The 15,369-nt window shown below is 48.2% G+C and carries 14 protein-coding genes; 3 read left to right on the forward strand and 11 right to left on the reverse strand.

The annotated features are described in order from the left end of the window. Window positions 1-32: 32 nt before the first annotated feature. The 3 genes from hypF (at window position 33) to pdxT (ending at window position 3,811) form a co-directional block, all read left to right on the forward strand. Window positions 33-2,249 carry a carbamoyltransferase HypF gene (gene hypF, locus MPET_RS10675; protein ID WP_013330042.1) on the forward strand — a complete coding sequence of 739 codons (2,217 nt, stop codon included), beginning with the start codon at window positions 33-35 and terminating at the stop codon, window positions 2,247-2,249. Between the two features lie 73 nt (window positions 2,250-2,322). Next, complete coding sequence (gene pdxS, locus MPET_RS10680) at window positions 2,323-3,219, forward strand: pyridoxal 5'-phosphate synthase lyase subunit PdxS (protein WP_013330043.1); 897 nt, start codon at window positions 2,323-2,325, stop codon at window positions 3,217-3,219. Further along, window positions 3,209-3,811, forward strand: coding sequence for a pyridoxal 5'-phosphate synthase glutaminase subunit PdxT (pdxT, locus tag MPET_RS10685; RefSeq protein ID WP_013330044.1), 603 nt, complete (start codon window positions 3,209-3,211; stop codon window positions 3,809-3,811). Before pdxS ends, pdxT begins: the two co-directional genes overlap by 11 nt. Window positions 3,812-3,862: 51 nt before the next feature. Here pdxT and MPET_RS10690 read toward each other — a convergent pair whose 3' ends face one another. The 11 genes from MPET_RS10690 to MPET_RS10740 form a co-directional block, all read right to left on the reverse strand. Then, window positions 3,863-5,461: a transporter substrate-binding domain-containing protein gene (locus tag MPET_RS10690; protein WP_013330045.1), complete on the reverse strand. Its 1,599-nt coding sequence runs from the start codon at window positions 5,459-5,461 to the stop codon at window positions 3,863-3,865. Window positions 5,462-6,396: 935 nt separating this feature from the next. After that, a complete protein-coding gene (locus MPET_RS10695) occupies window positions 6,397-6,777 on the reverse strand; it encodes a response regulator (RefSeq protein WP_013330046.1) in 381 nt (126 codons plus the stop codon). 101 nt (window positions 6,778-6,878) lie between these two features. Beyond that, entirely contained in the window at window positions 6,879-7,562 is a 684-nt protein-coding gene (locus MPET_RS10700) for a PEGA domain-containing protein (protein ID WP_013330047.1), read from the reverse strand. A 209-nt stretch (window positions 7,563-7,771) separates the two neighbouring features. Beyond that, window positions 7,772-10,957: a hypothetical protein gene (locus MPET_RS10705; protein ID WP_013330048.1), complete on the reverse strand. Its 3,186-nt coding sequence runs from the start codon at window positions 10,955-10,957 to the stop codon at window positions 7,772-7,774. Next, entirely contained in the window at window positions 10,954-12,000 is a 1,047-nt protein-coding gene (locus MPET_RS10710; RefSeq protein ID WP_013330049.1) for a hypothetical protein, read from the reverse strand. The genes MPET_RS10705 and MPET_RS10710 overlap by 4 nt, the downstream gene beginning before the upstream one ends. Window positions 12,001-12,216: 216 nt before the next feature. Beyond that, window positions 12,217-12,528, reverse strand: a complete 312-nt coding sequence (gene rpl12p / locus MPET_RS10715) for a 50S ribosomal protein P1 (protein ID WP_013330050.1) — start codon at window positions 12,526-12,528, stop codon at window positions 12,217-12,219. 21 nt (window positions 12,529-12,549) lie between these two features. Beyond that, window positions 12,550-13,398 carry a 50S ribosomal protein L10 gene (locus tag MPET_RS10720; RefSeq protein WP_013330051.1) on the reverse strand — a complete coding sequence of 283 codons (849 nt, stop codon included), beginning with the start codon at window positions 13,396-13,398 and terminating at the stop codon, window positions 12,550-12,552. Further along, complete coding sequence (locus MPET_RS10725) at window positions 13,398-14,042, reverse strand: 50S ribosomal protein L1 (protein WP_013330052.1); 645 nt, start codon at window positions 14,040-14,042, stop codon at window positions 13,398-13,400. Before MPET_RS10725 ends, MPET_RS10720 begins: the two co-directional genes overlap by 1 nt. A 59-nt stretch (window positions 14,043-14,101) precedes the next feature. Beyond that, the gene (locus MPET_RS10730; RefSeq protein WP_013330053.1) at window positions 14,102-14,575 is read right to left on the reverse strand and encodes a 50S ribosomal protein L11; all 474 of its coding nucleotides are present in this window, start codon (window positions 14,573-14,575) and stop codon (window positions 14,102-14,104) included. A 113-nt stretch (window positions 14,576-14,688) separates the two neighbouring features. Then, window positions 14,689-15,165 (reverse strand): transcription elongation factor Spt5, encoded by a 477-nt coding sequence (locus MPET_RS10735; RefSeq protein WP_013330054.1) that lies wholly within the window; start codon window positions 15,163-15,165, stop codon window positions 14,689-14,691. 24 nt (window positions 15,166-15,189) lie between these two features. Beyond that, a complete protein-coding gene (locus MPET_RS10740; protein WP_013330055.1) occupies window positions 15,190-15,366 on the reverse strand; it encodes a protein translocase SEC61 complex subunit gamma in 177 nt (58 codons plus the stop codon). Window positions 15,367-15,369: the final 3 nt, after the last annotated feature.

A 15,369-nucleotide genomic window follows, 5' to 3' on the forward strand; every position in this document is an offset into this window, starting at 1 on the left:
GTTAGTGATAATACTGCATCCCGGTTTTTTTCATGCGTAAAAGTGGTCAGATAATAATAAGGGGAATAGTACAGGGAGTGGGTTTCAGGCCCTTTGTGTACTCGGAGGCAGAAAAATACGGAATCAGGGGTTCGGTTAAAAATCTCGGAAGTGAAGTAAGGATCATAGCATCCGGCGATCATTTCGATGAATTCCTCAAATCTGTTTCAAAAGGGACAGTTCTTTCAAGGATAGATTCGGTCGAGGTACTGGATCTTGAAGAAAATGCAGATCATCACCCCCGGGATTTCAGGATTGTCGAAAGCGGAACAGGAGAACTCACCGGATTTATCCCGCCGGATGTCGCCATCTGTGACGAATGCGTAAAGGATATCTTTGAAAAAGAAGGCAGGTATGAAAATTACTGGGCGACGTCATGTGTCAATTGCGGTCCGAGATACAGCATCATCAGGGAAATCCCCTATGACCGGGAAAGAACGACGATGGAAGAATTTCCCTGCTGCCCCGAATGCAAAAGAGAATACTCCAGCCCGCGATCAAGACGCCATCATGCACAGACCATAGCCTGTGAAAAATGCGGCCCGGAACTCGAACTGCTTGACAAGAACGGTAAATCTGTCGACACAAGTGATCCCATAAGGAATACCGCAGAGCTTCTTGACAAAGGCAGGATACTTGCGATCAGGGGAATAGGGGGATACCATCTGGTCTGCGTCGAAAATTCGGCTTCAAGACTTAAGAAATGCCTCGGGAGGACAGAGCAGCCGCTTGCGGTTATGGGCCTCCGGGATACCATCGAAGACGTCTGCGATGTCTCCACTGAGGAAAAAGAGATCCTGTCCGGCCCGGAACACCCGATAATGGTGCTGTATAAAAAAGATCCGGCATCGCATTCAGATATCTCAAACCTCAATACGCTCGGGTGCATGCTGCCCTACACGGGTTTTCACCACCTTCTCTTTTCGCATCTTAAAAATCCACTGCTGATCATGACAAGCGCCAACTCTCCCGGAAATCCCATGATTACTGAAACAGGAGAAGCCGTGGATAAGCTGTCAAACTGCGTTGATTATTTCCTCTCGCATAACCGCCATATTCAAAACAGGTGCGACGATTCGGTTGTAAGAGAGGGATACATAATCCGCCTCTCAAGAGGATATGCACCTAAGAGGATCGGAATCAACCTCGGTTCAACCGTAATTCTCGGGGTGGGCCCTGAACTGAATTCGAACGCAACAATATACAAAAAAGGATTCACATACACCTCCCCCCATGTTGGAAATGTAAGGAACCCGCCCACACTCGATTATCTCAGGGAAACTGTAGAAAAGATGGAGAGGATCATCGGGGCCGAATATGATTTTATCGCACACGATCTTCACCCGCAGTTCCTCTCGACAAGGTACGCCAAAGAGATTGCGGAATCGAAAGGCCTTGAAACCGTGGCGGTTCAGCATCACCGCGCCCACATTGCGGCAGTAACGACCGAACCCTGTATAGGGATCGCGATCGACGGTGTCGGCTACGGCGACGACGGAAAGATCTGGGGAGGGGAGATCTTCGCAGGCGAGATCACAGATCTAAAAAGAGTCGGTCACCTGGAAACCGTTTTGATGCCCGGCGGTGACCTGGCCACCCGCTTCCCCGGGAGAATGTTATACGGAATAATGCAGTCGGACGAAGTCCTCGAACTCCTCTCAGCGAGAGGCTGGGGCGATATTGAACTGGGCGTCCTGCAAAAGCAGGTTGAAAGGAGATTCAACGTGGCAGAAACCAGCAGTACCGGGAGAGTCCTTGATGCCGCTTCAGCCCTTCTCGACATCTGCCGCGAGAGAACCTACGACGGAGAGCCGGCGATGAAACTCGAATCGGTTGCTTCAGCCGGGAGATGCGAGTCCTGGGATCTGGAATATACGAGCGATGAAGCGGGGACGGTTCTCTCGACAAGAAGCCTGCTCGAAACGGCGCTTGAAAAAATGAAGACGATGAAGACCGCTGAAATTGCAGCTTCATTCCAGTACAATCTCGCGAGAGGAGTTGCGCATATGGCTGTCGGTGCCGCCGAAAAATACGGCCTCGAAAACGTTGCAATCAGCGGTGGAGTGGCGTACAACCATAATATCAGGACGACGATTATCGACGAACTGGAGAAACATAATCTAAGGCCACTTCTCAACAGCGAACTCCCTCTTGGAGACGGGTGCATCTCATTCGGGCAGTGTGTCTGCGCCGGCCTTATGATGAGATGAATATCACACTCAGCTTTTTTCGCAGGAATTATGCAATTATATTATTGCTGATATTGGACAATATTATTACAGCATGAAACTTGAGGAATTACGTTTCGGAACAGAACTTATCAAGAGAGGTTTTGCTTCGATGCAGAAGGGCGGCGTGATAATGGACGTCGTTAATGCAGAACAGGCTGTAATTGCAGAAGAGGCAGGCGCAGTTGCGGTAATGGCCCTTGAGCGTGTTCCGGCGGATATAAGAAAGGCTGGCGGTGTCGCGAGGATGGCTGACACCGCAATAGTCGAAGAGATCATCGATGCGGTAACGATCCCCGTAATGGGAAAGGCAAGGATCGGTCATTTCGTCGAAGCGAGAGTGCTTGAGGCAATAGGTGTCGATATGATCGACGAGAGTGAGGTTCTTACCCCGGCCGACGAGGAATTCCATATAGATAAAAAAGAGTTCACAGTTCCTTTCGTATGCGGTGCCAGGAATCTCGGGGAAGCCTGCAGGAGAATTGCAGAAGGTGCTGCAATGATCAGGACAAAAGGCGAAGCAGGCACAGGCAATGTAGTCGAGGCAGTCAGGCACATGAGATCGATTACGGGCGAGATCAGGATGCTCCAGGGAATGTCCTCACAGGAGACTGCAGCCTATGCAAGAAGCATCGAAGCTCCGGTCGATATCGTCACCGAATGTGCAAAACTCGGAAGACTTCCTGTAGTAAACTTCTCTGCAGGAGGCATCGCAACGCCCGCAGATGCAGCACTTATGATGCAGCTCGGGGCCGACGGTGTTTTCGTCGGGTCGGGAATATTCAAATCGGAAAAACCTGCCGTTATGGCATCAGCAATAGTTCAGGCGGTTGACCACTTCACCGATGCGAAGGTAATCGCCGAAGTCAGCCGCGGCCTCGGCGATGCGATGCCCGGCCTCGATGTACACCTGTTAAGGGAAGACGAGGTGCTTTCCACCCGTGGAAATTAAGGCAGGAGTTCTTGCCCTCCAGGGAGACGTCAGTGAGCATCTCGATGCATTTGACCGAACCCTGGACTCTATAAAGGATATTGACGGTTATGAGGTCTTCGCCCTGAAAAGGCCGGAGGATGTCGAATCATGCCAGGCCATTGCAATACCGGGCGGAGAGTCGACCACAATATCGCGCCTGATCGACAGGAATAACCTGAGGGAACCGTTGAAGACTTTCAGTGGAGGGATCTTTGCCACCTGCGCCGGCATGGTGCTTTCCGCCTCAAGGATCGTTGATGATGATGACGTGAAGCCGTTATCCATAATGGATATCGAAGTGAAGCGGAACGCCTTCGGCAGACAAAAGGACTCTTTCGAATCGGAAATACAGATAGAAGGCCTTTCGGAACCGTTCAGGGCTGTCTTCATCCGGGCACCGGTTGCAGTCTCGGCAGGACCCGGGGTGAAAGTCATCGGAAAGATAGATGACGGGATCGTCGCAGCAATGCAGGGCAAAAATATGGCTCTTGCGTTTCACCCGGAATTGGGAGACGATCTCAGGCTTCACGAGCTTTTTATCAGGAACCTGGCAGGGCATCTTCGGGTTTAGAGATCATACAAAATTATTTCCGGCGGAACCAAATAAAAATCCAGATCCAAACTATTTTTTACCGGGATTTTCTTCTTCCTCTTTTATTTCCATGTGTTTTTTCAGGAATTTCCTGATCTTCGCCGACTCAATCCAGCTCTGATCAAGTTTACCTATAATCTCGTCTATCTTTTGCACCTGATCTAAAATGATCTCCTTCGAATCTTTGATCTCCATATCAGTTACACCTGCAATAACCATGAGGGGATTTCGAATTTCGTCGTTAAGGGTTGCAAGCTGAATAAGGTTCATCTCTATTTTTTTCAGGGCCTCAGCTTCGCGTTCATCGGACTCTCTCTCCTTCGTGATGTCGCGTGCGAGCTGGAGTACATATTCCCTGCCGCCATAACTGAGGAGGCGTGCCTTCACATGTACCGGAAAAACAGATCCGTCTTTCCGTACATGTTCTGCATAATACGAGACCTCATTCTTTTCTCCACTGAGTTTTTCATTGAGTTCTTCACAACCGGAAGACAGCAACCGTGTAAATTCAAAGACATTCTTGTCTATCATCTCCTCACGGGTATAGCCGAGACGACGGCAGGCTGTATCGTTTACCTCAATAATTCTGCCGCTATTTTTCTCAGGATCATATTCGCAAAGGAATACCCCCTCGTTTAAAGAATTGAACAGAACCCTGTACTTATCCTTGCTTTCCTGCAATGCAGTTTTAACTATTTCCTGCTGAAAATGTTCGTTTCTCAGCTCCGAAGAGGTTTTGATCAATTTTTTTCTCAAAGAAACCGACCAGATCAATGCGATAGCAAGAAGAACAATGACAGGCAGAAGTATGAATATTACAATATTCACCAGAGTCAGAAAGAATTCCCTCTCCTCTAACGTACCGAACCATTTTTTGTAGATCTCATCATACTTCCCGTTCTTCCTGATTATGACAAGACCTTCATTTATTACGGGAAGAAGACAGCTGGCATTTGCGGATGCGGCAACACAGTATTCCCTTATCTCTATAGGTGGGCCAGCCGTTTTGACCCCAGAGAGTCCGTACTGCATAATCAGGTAATCCCCGTGCAGTTTTGAGAGAAGTGCTGCGTCATATTTTCCGGATGCAAGAAGTAAAAGCGCTTCGGACTGGTTGTGTGTAGTAATTATCGTATTCGAACCGTCAAGTCCCATGACGTAGTCATGCATAATGTCTCCCTCTTCGACTACTATCTCCTTCCCTGTCAGGTCACCAGCTCCCCCGATATCTGAACCTTCCCTTACGAATATAGTATGTGATACGGAGATATAGGGGTCAGAGAAATTGACCAGAAGATCCCGCTCCCCGGAGTAGAACATACCGCTTATGAAGTCAATTCTTCCGCTTTCAAGATCGCTTCTCACTTCATACCAGGGACCTGGCCGTATGCTGATATTAAGTGACATCTCTTCGGCGACTGCATTCATTATGTCTATATTGAAACCTGCTGGCCGGCCATTATAATCTATATACTCATAGGGGGGGAAGTACTCGTCAGCACCGACTACCAGAACCTGATCTTCAGAATAAGCAGCATATCCCGGCGATATTATTAAATTAAGTATTATGACCAGAATTAGCAGGGAGCCAACAAGTCGCCTGAAGGCTGTTGATAAACGGGGATCCATAATTGACCTCTTTAATGACATTCTGTAGGAACAGGTATTCTATCGGCTTTTCCCAGGATTTTATCTTGTACGAAAGGATATATTTAAATGTTGTTGTAGAGGTAAAAATGCCATATAATGAGATTATTGCACAGGATCAAACTGTAATTATTCAGTAGAGTCAGAGGAATTGAGATTCGGGTTTTATGATCTTCATTAAATAATCCATGAATAACATTTATTATTCTTTTAGAATGATTTTGTTTTACTCCTCCCCTCACAGATCCTCGAAAAAACCTTGTACAATTCATCAGATATACGTGCACTTTCCCAGTGCACATAAACGGATCGCCCTCATGCCCGTAAACCCCGTTGAATAAATTTCACGGGCCTTTGTATCTATGTGTGCACTTTTTTCAAAAGAACACGAGAGATGAGAGAGAAACGAAGAAACGGATCTCTCCTGTACACCGCCATTTAGGTGCACATTAAGATCCATCAACAAATAATCTCTATTTATTTCAATTAAATCAGAAAAATAACCATTATCCTCGCCTTTTTTAGTGTGCACTCCAAAAGTGCACAAGTGCACACTTCAGAAGACCCTGGAAAATCATCACCTGCACTGTAAATTACCTCAGGGGCGGCGGCTTTGATCCTAATCGGTTTCATCTCCCGGCTTCCTGAATTGTCCCGGCCTCCGCATAAATCCTGTATCGATAAAGAGTGAGACACGTTTCTTTATAAAAGTAAATCACAATCGTTGCGATTGCCACCCGGAAAAAGAAAGAGGAATTCCCCGGCTGGTGGGATGAAGAATTCAGATAAAAATCATATCTTTTTTACATCGCTTGATTTTTTTCAGGAACAGAAATAATTGGCTACGGGCAAATTCAAGATCAAAAAAGTTACTGTCAGCAATAACACCGTGACGGTTGTTGAAAAACTAACGAAGATTAGTCATTTTTTGCTTCTTCAATGGATTTATCGATATCGGCCGCCCGAAACGGTTTTTTTAATGAGGCTGAAAATCCGTAAAAAGACGGATTCTCCATCGCTCCTTCTACAGAGTCGCCGCTGGATATGATTACCCTCAGATCGGGATTTATCTCTTTCATCGGTCCGACAAGTTCCCTGGCACCACGATCTCCCGGTATGGATACATCGAGTATTGCCACAGTATAAGGGACGCCTGCTTCCGATTCATGCCTGAGGCTTTCAAGGGCCTTCGTTCCGCTGGAAAAACAGGACACTTCATTCCCTTTTCTCCTTAAAAACAAAGACATAATCTCAAGTATTGGCTTTTCATCATCCAATATGAGAATTTTTTCAGGCATATTGCACACTCCGGAAAGACTGTTCAGGCACAGAATGAATTGTTATCAGTAGTGTAGCCTGTAAAGGTTAAGAAGATTTCTTTTTTAAAAAATGGATGATTTTAGTTCTTTTTTGCAATTAAAGCAAATCCTACAAGACCTGCGACCAATGCCCCTATCACTGCAAATACTGAAACGGGACTTGTCTGCGTGGCTGTCGGCTCTGATGCGACAAGCGTGGCGTAAAGTTTATCGGTTTCTCCAGCTGTAGGGTACTCGGAGATCTGGGCTGTAAATGATGTATAACCGGACTTACTGACCGTATATGTCGTATAGGGTGTTCCGGTCGTATAGACCTCTACGGTAAGTTCACCGTTCGCAGTCTGTCCCTTGTAGTCGGAGTTGAAATATACATCTGCTCCGTCAACATTGCAGTAGATTGTATAGTACCCGACATCGCCACCGATTAACGTAGGTACTACTGTGACTGGATTGATTGTGGCATACACATTCATGGATTCTCCCATTCCTGGATTTGTATCCAGCTCTTCGGACCATGTAGAGTATCCTGATTTTTCAACACTTATTGAATGATAGGGCGTGCCTGTCGAATATACTGCCTGGGTATAGATCCCGTCAACAATTTCTCCCTTGTATTGACCATCGAAATATACAGATGCTCCGTCAACGTTACAATAGACATTAATCCATCCCTGATCCCCGCCTATACTTGCAGCCGATACACTAAGGGGTAACAATGCAGCAATTATCGAAACGGCTGCGATTAAAACGAACATTTTCTTCATAAAACACACTTCCATTTGTTACAAATATCAAATGAGCAGTAAATATTAAAATATTATCCTATTTGTTCGTTAAAACAGGCAGATAACTGCCAGGTATGACATACTCAAAGGCGCAGGTCGTACCAACAAATAACCCTGTACAGGCTACAAAGGCGATGAAAGCATTGGTGGATAACAATACTTTTGAACCTGAAAAATAAAAAAGAGGATTATCCTATCTTTTGGTTGTTCGACGGGTTCATGTAGAACGGATCGCGGGGATCGCTTGCAGGACCCGGTTCTGCTGTCGGGAACGGGAAAGACTCATAGAGGGAGGTGAAGATATACTCGAATACTTTGTCTGCCGCTTTGATCGGGTCCACGACAATATACCAGTCAACTCCGCGATCTGCATCAGATTCGCCAATATTTACTTTGACAAAGACTCCCTCGGCTGCAATCTTTCCTGCCGTCTGTGTCACATAGGACGCGCCAAGACCGAAAGCCTCCTCGACATATTTCTTAAGTGCCGTTCCCATCGTTGCATCGTCGGTAAGCGAGTTTACACCAGGTACCGACAATCTGCCCTCGGGCATCATCTCTTCAAGCATCCTGACAGTCGAAGATTTGAGAAGTTTCGATATGCCGGAGTTCGGGTCGTCGAGCTTTCCTTTCAGGAAGCTTCCGAATTTATTCTTGAAGAATTCAAGCGAGATATCGGAGAATGCCGAGATGAACGCATTATACCAGCTGCGTTTGCCGTTCTCGTCAAGGTCGAAGGTGTAGTGGCGTATAAGGTTGAACATACAAAGACCTGCGATGACGGATGCAAGCTTCTTCGGGCTGACTTTCCCGATATCCTCGAAGCACGACTTCACGTAGTTCTCTATCATTTCGGATATGTGCTGCCCGGATTTTATCTCATTCCAGTCAACAGGATATCCCATGAAGAGATCTGACGACAGTTCACCGACAATCTCGACGGAAAGCTCCTTCGCCGGGGTAAGGATCGCCTCCGCAGCAGGGCCGAAATAGATCGTTGCAAGGTATGAAAACGCCTGATCTCCGAACCATTTTACAACAGTCAGGTAGTTAATCCACTCGTTCATCGAATCGGCTGTCTGCATGAAGTCAGCGGATTCCTGCGTGTAGTAGACGATCGAATCATAGACGATCTTCTTGCTGATCAGGCGGATCTGGGCGGCCGAAAGACTGCCTGCGTTCTCTCTCAGGAAACGTGCGACCTCAGGACTCATTCCGAACTTCTGGACCCTCCTCTTCAGGAGTTCGAGTTCCCTCTCCCGGTCGCTTCTTACACCGAGCTTGTCGCCTATGAGCCTTACAGGGAGATCGAGTTCGTATGTCTCGTTGGAGTACTCACAGGATATCGGAAGGGTCAGGTAATACGGGTCGTTGTCGGGCTCGCCTACCTGCTGTGAGGGCATAAATTTGTACGCCTTATTCGTATTGTCGGGCCTCTTTTCGATCTCGTACCTGAACTTCGAGGTCAGGACGCCGGTTTTCTGGTCCGTCCCTTTAAGCCCGCCGAATTCAGGGGCATAATCAATACCTTCGACAAGCTTTACGACCTCTTTGCCATTCTCGGTTACTCTTACGGCAAGGTTGACGAAGAAGTCTGTCTCCATGACATCGTCCTCTTCGGTGTTGGTATCGTCGTATGCCGCAAACTGTGCATGCCCTTCCTTGTCGTACACGACGCCAGTGACACTGAGGCCCTCGGGATATAAGTACAAGACAAAACTGTCCTCGACGATCTTATCCTCTGAGGTTGTCGCCTTAACCCAGATCGGGAAACTCATGACCTGCGCGTCTTTTTCGGGAAGAGGGCTGTTGTTGACAACCTTTACTATGTAACGGTTATCGCCGGCCGCTGCTTTGTCTGCTTTTCCGACTGAACATGAAACCGGCGCCTCATCGGATTTGCTGACGGTGATCTCCTTCGGGGGCTCCAGGAAGTTTACGAGCTCCACTTCCACATCATAGGTCAGGCCGTCGCCGTAGAATACATTCAGGCGCATATCCAGAGCATCTCCCTGTTCGGGGAACTCAATCCGTGGCTTCCCGATTATCCTGAAACGGATGTTGTTTGTAAACGACCCGCCCTTTCCGGTATAGGATACCCTGACTACACCCTCTTCGGCAGTCTCGCCTTCGGTTGCCGAGATTAACGCGGCCATGTACCCGCCAGAGAGTGCCTGGTCGCCGACAACAAGACCACCGCCTGACGACATCGTAATCGACGACGAGAGGTCTTCCCTTTCGATCTCGTTTCCTTCCGCGGTCGTCTCGATTATTGCTGCATAGAGAGTCTCCGGATCGGCACCGCATTTTATATAGTCCCCGAAATCCTTCCTGATTCTCATCCTGTACGTGCTTGTACGTCCGCTTTCGATAACTCCTTCACCAGCAGCCGCCGAAGCGCCGGCAAGTGCGGCGCCTGTTGCAAGAATCCCCATTACTATTACAAGCGGAATCCCGTAATCCGTATCTCCAGGGCCGCCTGCAAGGGTGTTTATCGAGAACGCACCCGCCCCGTAGCCGCCAAAGACCTCATCGTAATTGCCGACGATAAGTTTCGCCTTTGCATTCGCCGCGTCATCGATTACCGAATCGAGGAAGGTCATCGCACTTGCAAGAGCACGATCCATCTCCGATATCGCGGAGTTGATCTGGCTCTCCGAAGGGTAGGGATAGCTGGACAGTTTTCTCCCGAGGGTGTGGGTGAGGCTGAAGCTTCCGTCTATTTTGAAATAGGCGAACCCGGAACCTTCGGGATAAAAGTCCTCCCTGATGACATAATAGACAAAACGGTTGCTCCTGTGGTTGTCGGTGTTTATGCCGCCCGCCTTCCAGTTGGAATCGTCAACAACTTCGAGAACACCTACAACACGGTGGCCATTTACGGTCTTGTCGATATACTCGATCTTCGCACTGGAGCCTTCGACCTCTTTTTGAAGTTCGCCCTTAAGATATGATGCGAACTCATCCAGGCTTTGGGACTTACGGTTGATGCCGAAATCGGTCAGTATATAGTAACTTCCTGTGACCTCTCCGGTCCCGGTGTATTCATCGACCGAAGGATTGCCATATGTATAGCTGGAGATCTCCGCCGGAAGTGAAGAAATATCGACTCGTGAAAATTCTGGCTCCACCTTACCAAGGTTTCCCACTATCAGGAGAGAGTTCTCAGTTGCGAGGAGATCGCTCGTCCCTTTTTTATAAACATCAATGGGCATCTCGACGACATACTCGTCGCCCTCCATGCTATGGACGTACTTCTGACCGAGAACGTAGTCGTAATTATTGATATCAGTAAGAGAATAGCTCGCAGACGCAATTCCGGCGAGCAGGAAAAAGGCCAGTGCGAATATCAGGACTTTAGCTGTCCGGTTCATGCAGATGCACCCTCCTTCCTGCCCGTGGAATACACAAGCCCGGCTCCTGCCAGCAGTATGACGACTCCTGCGATATAGCAGATATAGCCCCCGAGTATTCCTCCAAGAAGGGACAGGACTACTCCAAGTCCGAATCCTGCCGCCCATCCGGCCATAATTTTTGTAACAAAACCGGTATCGGCACGCCCGTTCTTCGCAAACAGGGAGGCAAAGATCTTCCTGATACAGCCGGTTCCCGACGAAAGGGACCGGGCGGCAACGACGAACGCCACAATTCCAACCATGCAGTTGAATATGCTTGAAGTTCCTGCAAGGAAATTATAGATCATGAGGGCTGATCCAACACCGATCAACAGGGGAGAGACGGATACGGCATCCCATTTTTTCCCGGAGAAATTTGCCGCAAAAGATCTCAGCGACGATACTGTACTTTCGGAGGTGATCCTTCCTGCGATCACGAGAGTTACGAAATAGGCGATAAGCCCTTTCCCGATAATTCCCCCGATAAAACCGAGCCCTCCTCCTGTAAGCCCGCCCTGGGCGAACGTCAGAAAAGAAAGAAACTGAACTGGCAGGGGATTTATTCCGATCGCCGGAAGCAGGCTTATTATCAGCCATACAATCCCCATTGCCCCGGCGATTGTAAGCAGTTTTTTATCATGCAGACCGGATTTGAAGCAGTCTGCAATATTCCTCCCGCATCCGTTGATAATCTCATCAGTCGAATGCCTGATCTCTTCTTCGCCTGTATCATCCGCTCTTCTTTCTTCCCGATCTTCCGCTCCGCCTGAAGTGGAGAGGACCAGTTCACCGGGGAGAAGGCATTCACCAGTCTCCTTAGAGGCTTGCGAATTGCCGTCAGAAGTGCAGGCATTACATGGGCCGGGACCTGAAGCGGACACCGATTTATCCCGCATATCACTAATTGCTGTTGAAATGCCGGATGATGCGGAGTTTTTAACAACAGTCGCCTTTTCGACAGCCTGAGATGTGGCATCCCTGCATCTCGACAGAATTTCATCGACCTTACCGTTAGCTACCATTAAATGTACACACCATGATTCATTGAAATTTTTAGATTTTAGAAATCAAACGAAATTATATAAATCAGACCAGATATTTTGAATATCTACGGCACTAATCCCCGGCCGCAAACATTAGAAATTCAGATTTTAAGATAATAAAAATTCTGTTTTAATTATCAGAATAATACGCTGAATTGCGTACTGAGCTAAAGAATACTAAGCAAAAAAAAGAATTTAGCCGAAGAGTGCTCCGAGACCGGCCATTCCGCCTTCCTCGTCAGCTTTCTCTTCTTCCTCTGCTGCCTCTTCCTGAGCAGGTGCTGCTTCTGCTGCGGGTGCTGCCGCTGCAGGTGCTGCTGCAACTGCTGCTACTGCAGATTTCTCGATTGCCTCTGCAATGTCAACTCCGTCAAGAGCTGCAATAAGAGCTTTGACCCTGCTGTCGTCGACTGCTATACCTGCGGCTGTCAGAACTGCTGAGACAGCCTCTTCATTAATTTCCTTTCCTGCGCTGTGCAGAATAAGTGCTGCGTAGATGTACTCCATTTTTTTCACCTTTTATTTATTTTATTCAACAATTGCCCTGAGTGCAAGCATCTCTCTCTGTGCACGTCCGATAATCATCTCGACAACGTCCTTCTCATAGACCGCTGCCTCTACTCCGAGGTTTCTGGCCTCGCGGACAGCCTTTCCTATGATTGCACCGGCTGTTGTCGTGGTCGGATATGCTGCATTGACAGACAGGTTGAATGCCTGCTGAGCTGCAAGGACAACATTGTTGAAGTACTTGTTCTCATCAATGTCCAGTGTTTTCGGCTCAAAGAATGTGCCTTCATAACACGCGATTTGGAGGTTCAAACCGACGTCGATAGGTCTGACGTCGAGTTTTGCGAGAACATCCGCCATCTTGGCGCTGATCTCTTCACCCGCCTTTACCACAGTTTTGTTTTCACGAATGACGACCTTTCCGCTCTCGATAGCCGCAGGGATTCCTGCCTGCTGAAGCTGACCGACGATTGGTCCGGGCGGAAACGCGGTCGGTCCCTTGGATACGGAAATATCCTCCGGTGCGATGTCGCCGGGCTTTGCAACCATCTTGGTCATGGTCTCCTTAAGCTTCTTGTAAAGCTTGAAGGGGTTTTCATTCGTGTAGATCAAAGCGCTCTGGCCGTCGATATACGAGTTGATTTCCGAAATGTCTCCGCCGAGCTGGCTGAATGCATGCTCGATAAGAGTATTTCTCGTCATCTTCAGGACTGCCGAGCCTCTCAGGTCGCGGCGCATCTCCTGCAGCTGTTTTGCAGGAATGCCATGAAGGTCTACAAGACCTGTCAGTTTATACTGCTCAGAGAGTTCTTTGATCTTTCCAACTTCATCCTTTTTCCACTGCGGAAGGTGTGTCGTATATAACGGCATTATATCAACCTCACTGCAGGGCCCATGGATGTCTTTACATAAACCGAGCGTACGTTCATAGATCCACTCGCAAGACTGGACTCAACCTTCTTCATGATAGCGTCGATATTTTCTGCAACATCCTCGGGACTCATGCCGGTCGAACCGACCCTGACATGGAATGTCATTTTGTCCTTTGTACGGAATTTGACAGAATTGCGAAGACGCTCAACGATTGGTCCGACATCCATTCCCGGGGGGACGGGCTGTGGCATTTTACCGCGGGGACCAAGTCTTGTACCGAGATAACGTCCGACAAGCGGCATTACTGCTGTTTCTGCAAGGAAGAAGTTGTACTCTTCAGCCATTTTCCTTGCTTCACGCGGCTCGCCGCCGAGACGCTCTATCTCTTCTGGTCCAATGATGAGATCTACACTTGCAGCCTTTGCCTGAGTGGTGATATCTCCTTTTCCGAGAACGGCAATCTTTACAGTCTTGCCTGTTCCCTTAGGCAGAATCATTGTCTCATCAATACGGTTTTTCGGTTGCGCCATATCGAGATTCTTCAGGTTGATGGATATTTCCATACTCTCCTGAAAATTCCTCTTTGGCGCCTTCTCTACGGCCTCGTTTACGGCCTTAAGAATCTGGACCCTTTCTACCAAATTAATACCTCCATAGTTCAACGACCCTTACGGATCTTCTATGGGTTTTCATAGTCTGTTCAATTTAGCTGGCCGTCGTATTCGCCTGCATCGATGAGGGCAAACATATCCTTCGGATTTTTGCCGTCTACTGTGACTCCAACGCTTACACATGTGCCAACAACTTCCTTTACGGCGTTTTTGACATCATATGAAAGCATGTCGTCCAGTTTCATGCGGGCAATGCGAACAGCAGCTTCAAACGGCAAGTCTCCCACTTTGTTTGTGTTGGGTTCGCCTGAACCCTTCTCAAGTCCGCACTCCGAGATTACGAGTGCAGCTGCGGGTGGGACACCCACGGATATTGTGAAGTTCTTCTTGTCGTCGACCTGAACTTTAACAGGAACCTGCATTCCGTTAAATTCCCGGGTCTTGTTGTTGATCTCGTCAACAACAGCCTTCACGTTGATTCCGAGAGGGCCCAACGCAGGTCCCAGAGGGGGACCTGCTGTAGCCTTGCCGCCGGGTACCAAAACCTCGACTACTTCTCCCATTGTAATATCACCTTTGCCGACAGGCGGCGTTTACCGTCTGCCAAAGCTTGGGTCTGTACAGGTTGGTCTTTAAGTAATTTAAAGTTATCAATCGGAAAGATAAAAAAGAAAATTTAGTCTTCAGCCATCTTGTCGATCACACGGACATTGTCCCCGCGGACGGTGATCGGGATCGGAACCATACTCTCGTAGAGTTCGACCGTGATCTCCTCTTTGGAAGTGTCGACACGCTTGACGATCGCCTTCTCGCCCTTGAACGGTCCGGCGATGAGCTCAACGATCGTACCTTCGTCAATTCCGCTGACTACCGGTTTCGGCTCGAGGAAATGCTCGACCTCGTGGAAGGAGGTCTCGCCCTTCACCACCGTACGGGCGTTCGGGACCATCTCCCTGAGTTGCTCGATCCTTGCGATGGGATCAGGGCTTTCTACGAGAACGTATCCCTTGAGCTCATCAGGGGCCATGACCGCGACTACATTGATCTCGTCGTGGTCCTCCAGAGCCTTGATTATATTGTCGACAACCGTCCGCTCCTGTTTCGCGGTCGTTTTTATCGCATATATCTTGTTTTTTACAGCTTCTTCGGTCATTTTCCTAAACCCCGAAAAATGAAATTACGAGAAGAATGGATTCATGATTATATATATGATGAAACCAATCAGACCGATTAATATTATTCCTGCTGCCGCAACAAGGGCGATCTTCTGGAACTCGTCCCTGCCCGGAGTTCTCGCGAGCTTCAGAACGCGCCAGTATTTTTTAAACAGTTCTTCATCGAATTTAAATGCCATTTT

This window comes from Methanolacinia petrolearia DSM 11571 (assembly GCF_000147875.1).
GTDB classification, from domain to species: Archaea; Halobacteriota; Methanomicrobia; order Methanomicrobiales; family Methanomicrobiaceae; genus Methanolacinia; species Methanolacinia petrolearia.

Coding starts and splice junctions, on each gene's coding strand:
- hypF (WP_013330042.1), top strand. CDS start 33: ATGCGTAAAAGTGGTCAGATAATAATAAGGGGAATAGTACAGGGAGTG.
- pdxS (WP_013330043.1), top strand. CDS start 2,323: ATGAAACTTGAGGAATTACGTTTCGGAACAGAACTTATCAAGAGAGGT.
- MPET_RS10690 (WP_013330045.1), bottom strand. CDS start 5,461: ATGGATCCCCGTTTATCAACAGCCTTCAGGCGACTTGTTGGCTCCCTG.
- MPET_RS10695 (WP_013330046.1), bottom strand. CDS start 6,777: ATGCCTGAAAAAATTCTCATATTGGATGATGAAAAGCCAATACTTGAG.
- MPET_RS10700 (WP_013330047.1), bottom strand. CDS start 7,562: ATGAAGAAAATGTTCGTTTTAATCGCAGCCGTTTCGATAATTGCTGCA.
- MPET_RS10705 (WP_013330048.1), bottom strand. CDS start 10,957: ATGAACCGGACAGCTAAAGTCCTGATATTCGCACTGGCCTTTTTCCTG.
- MPET_RS10710 (WP_013330049.1), bottom strand. CDS start 12,000: ATGGTAGCTAACGGTAAGGTCGATGAAATTCTGTCGAGATGCAGGGAT.
- rpl12p (WP_013330050.1), bottom strand. CDS start 12,528: ATGGAGTACATCTACGCAGCACTTATTCTGCACAGCGCAGGAAAGGAA.
- MPET_RS10720 (WP_013330051.1), bottom strand. CDS start 13,398: ATGCCGTTATATACGACACACCTTCCGCAGTGGAAAAAGGATGAAGTT.
- MPET_RS10730 (WP_013330053.1), bottom strand. CDS start 14,575: ATGGGAGAAGTAGTCGAGGTTTTGGTACCCGGCGGCAAGGCTACAGCA.
- MPET_RS10735 (WP_013330054.1), bottom strand. CDS start 15,165: ATGACCGAAGAAGCTGTAAAAAACAAGATATATGCGATAAAAACGACC.
- MPET_RS10740 (WP_013330055.1), bottom strand. CDS start 15,366: ATGGCATTTAAATTCGATGAAGAACTGTTTAAAAAATACTGGCGCGTT.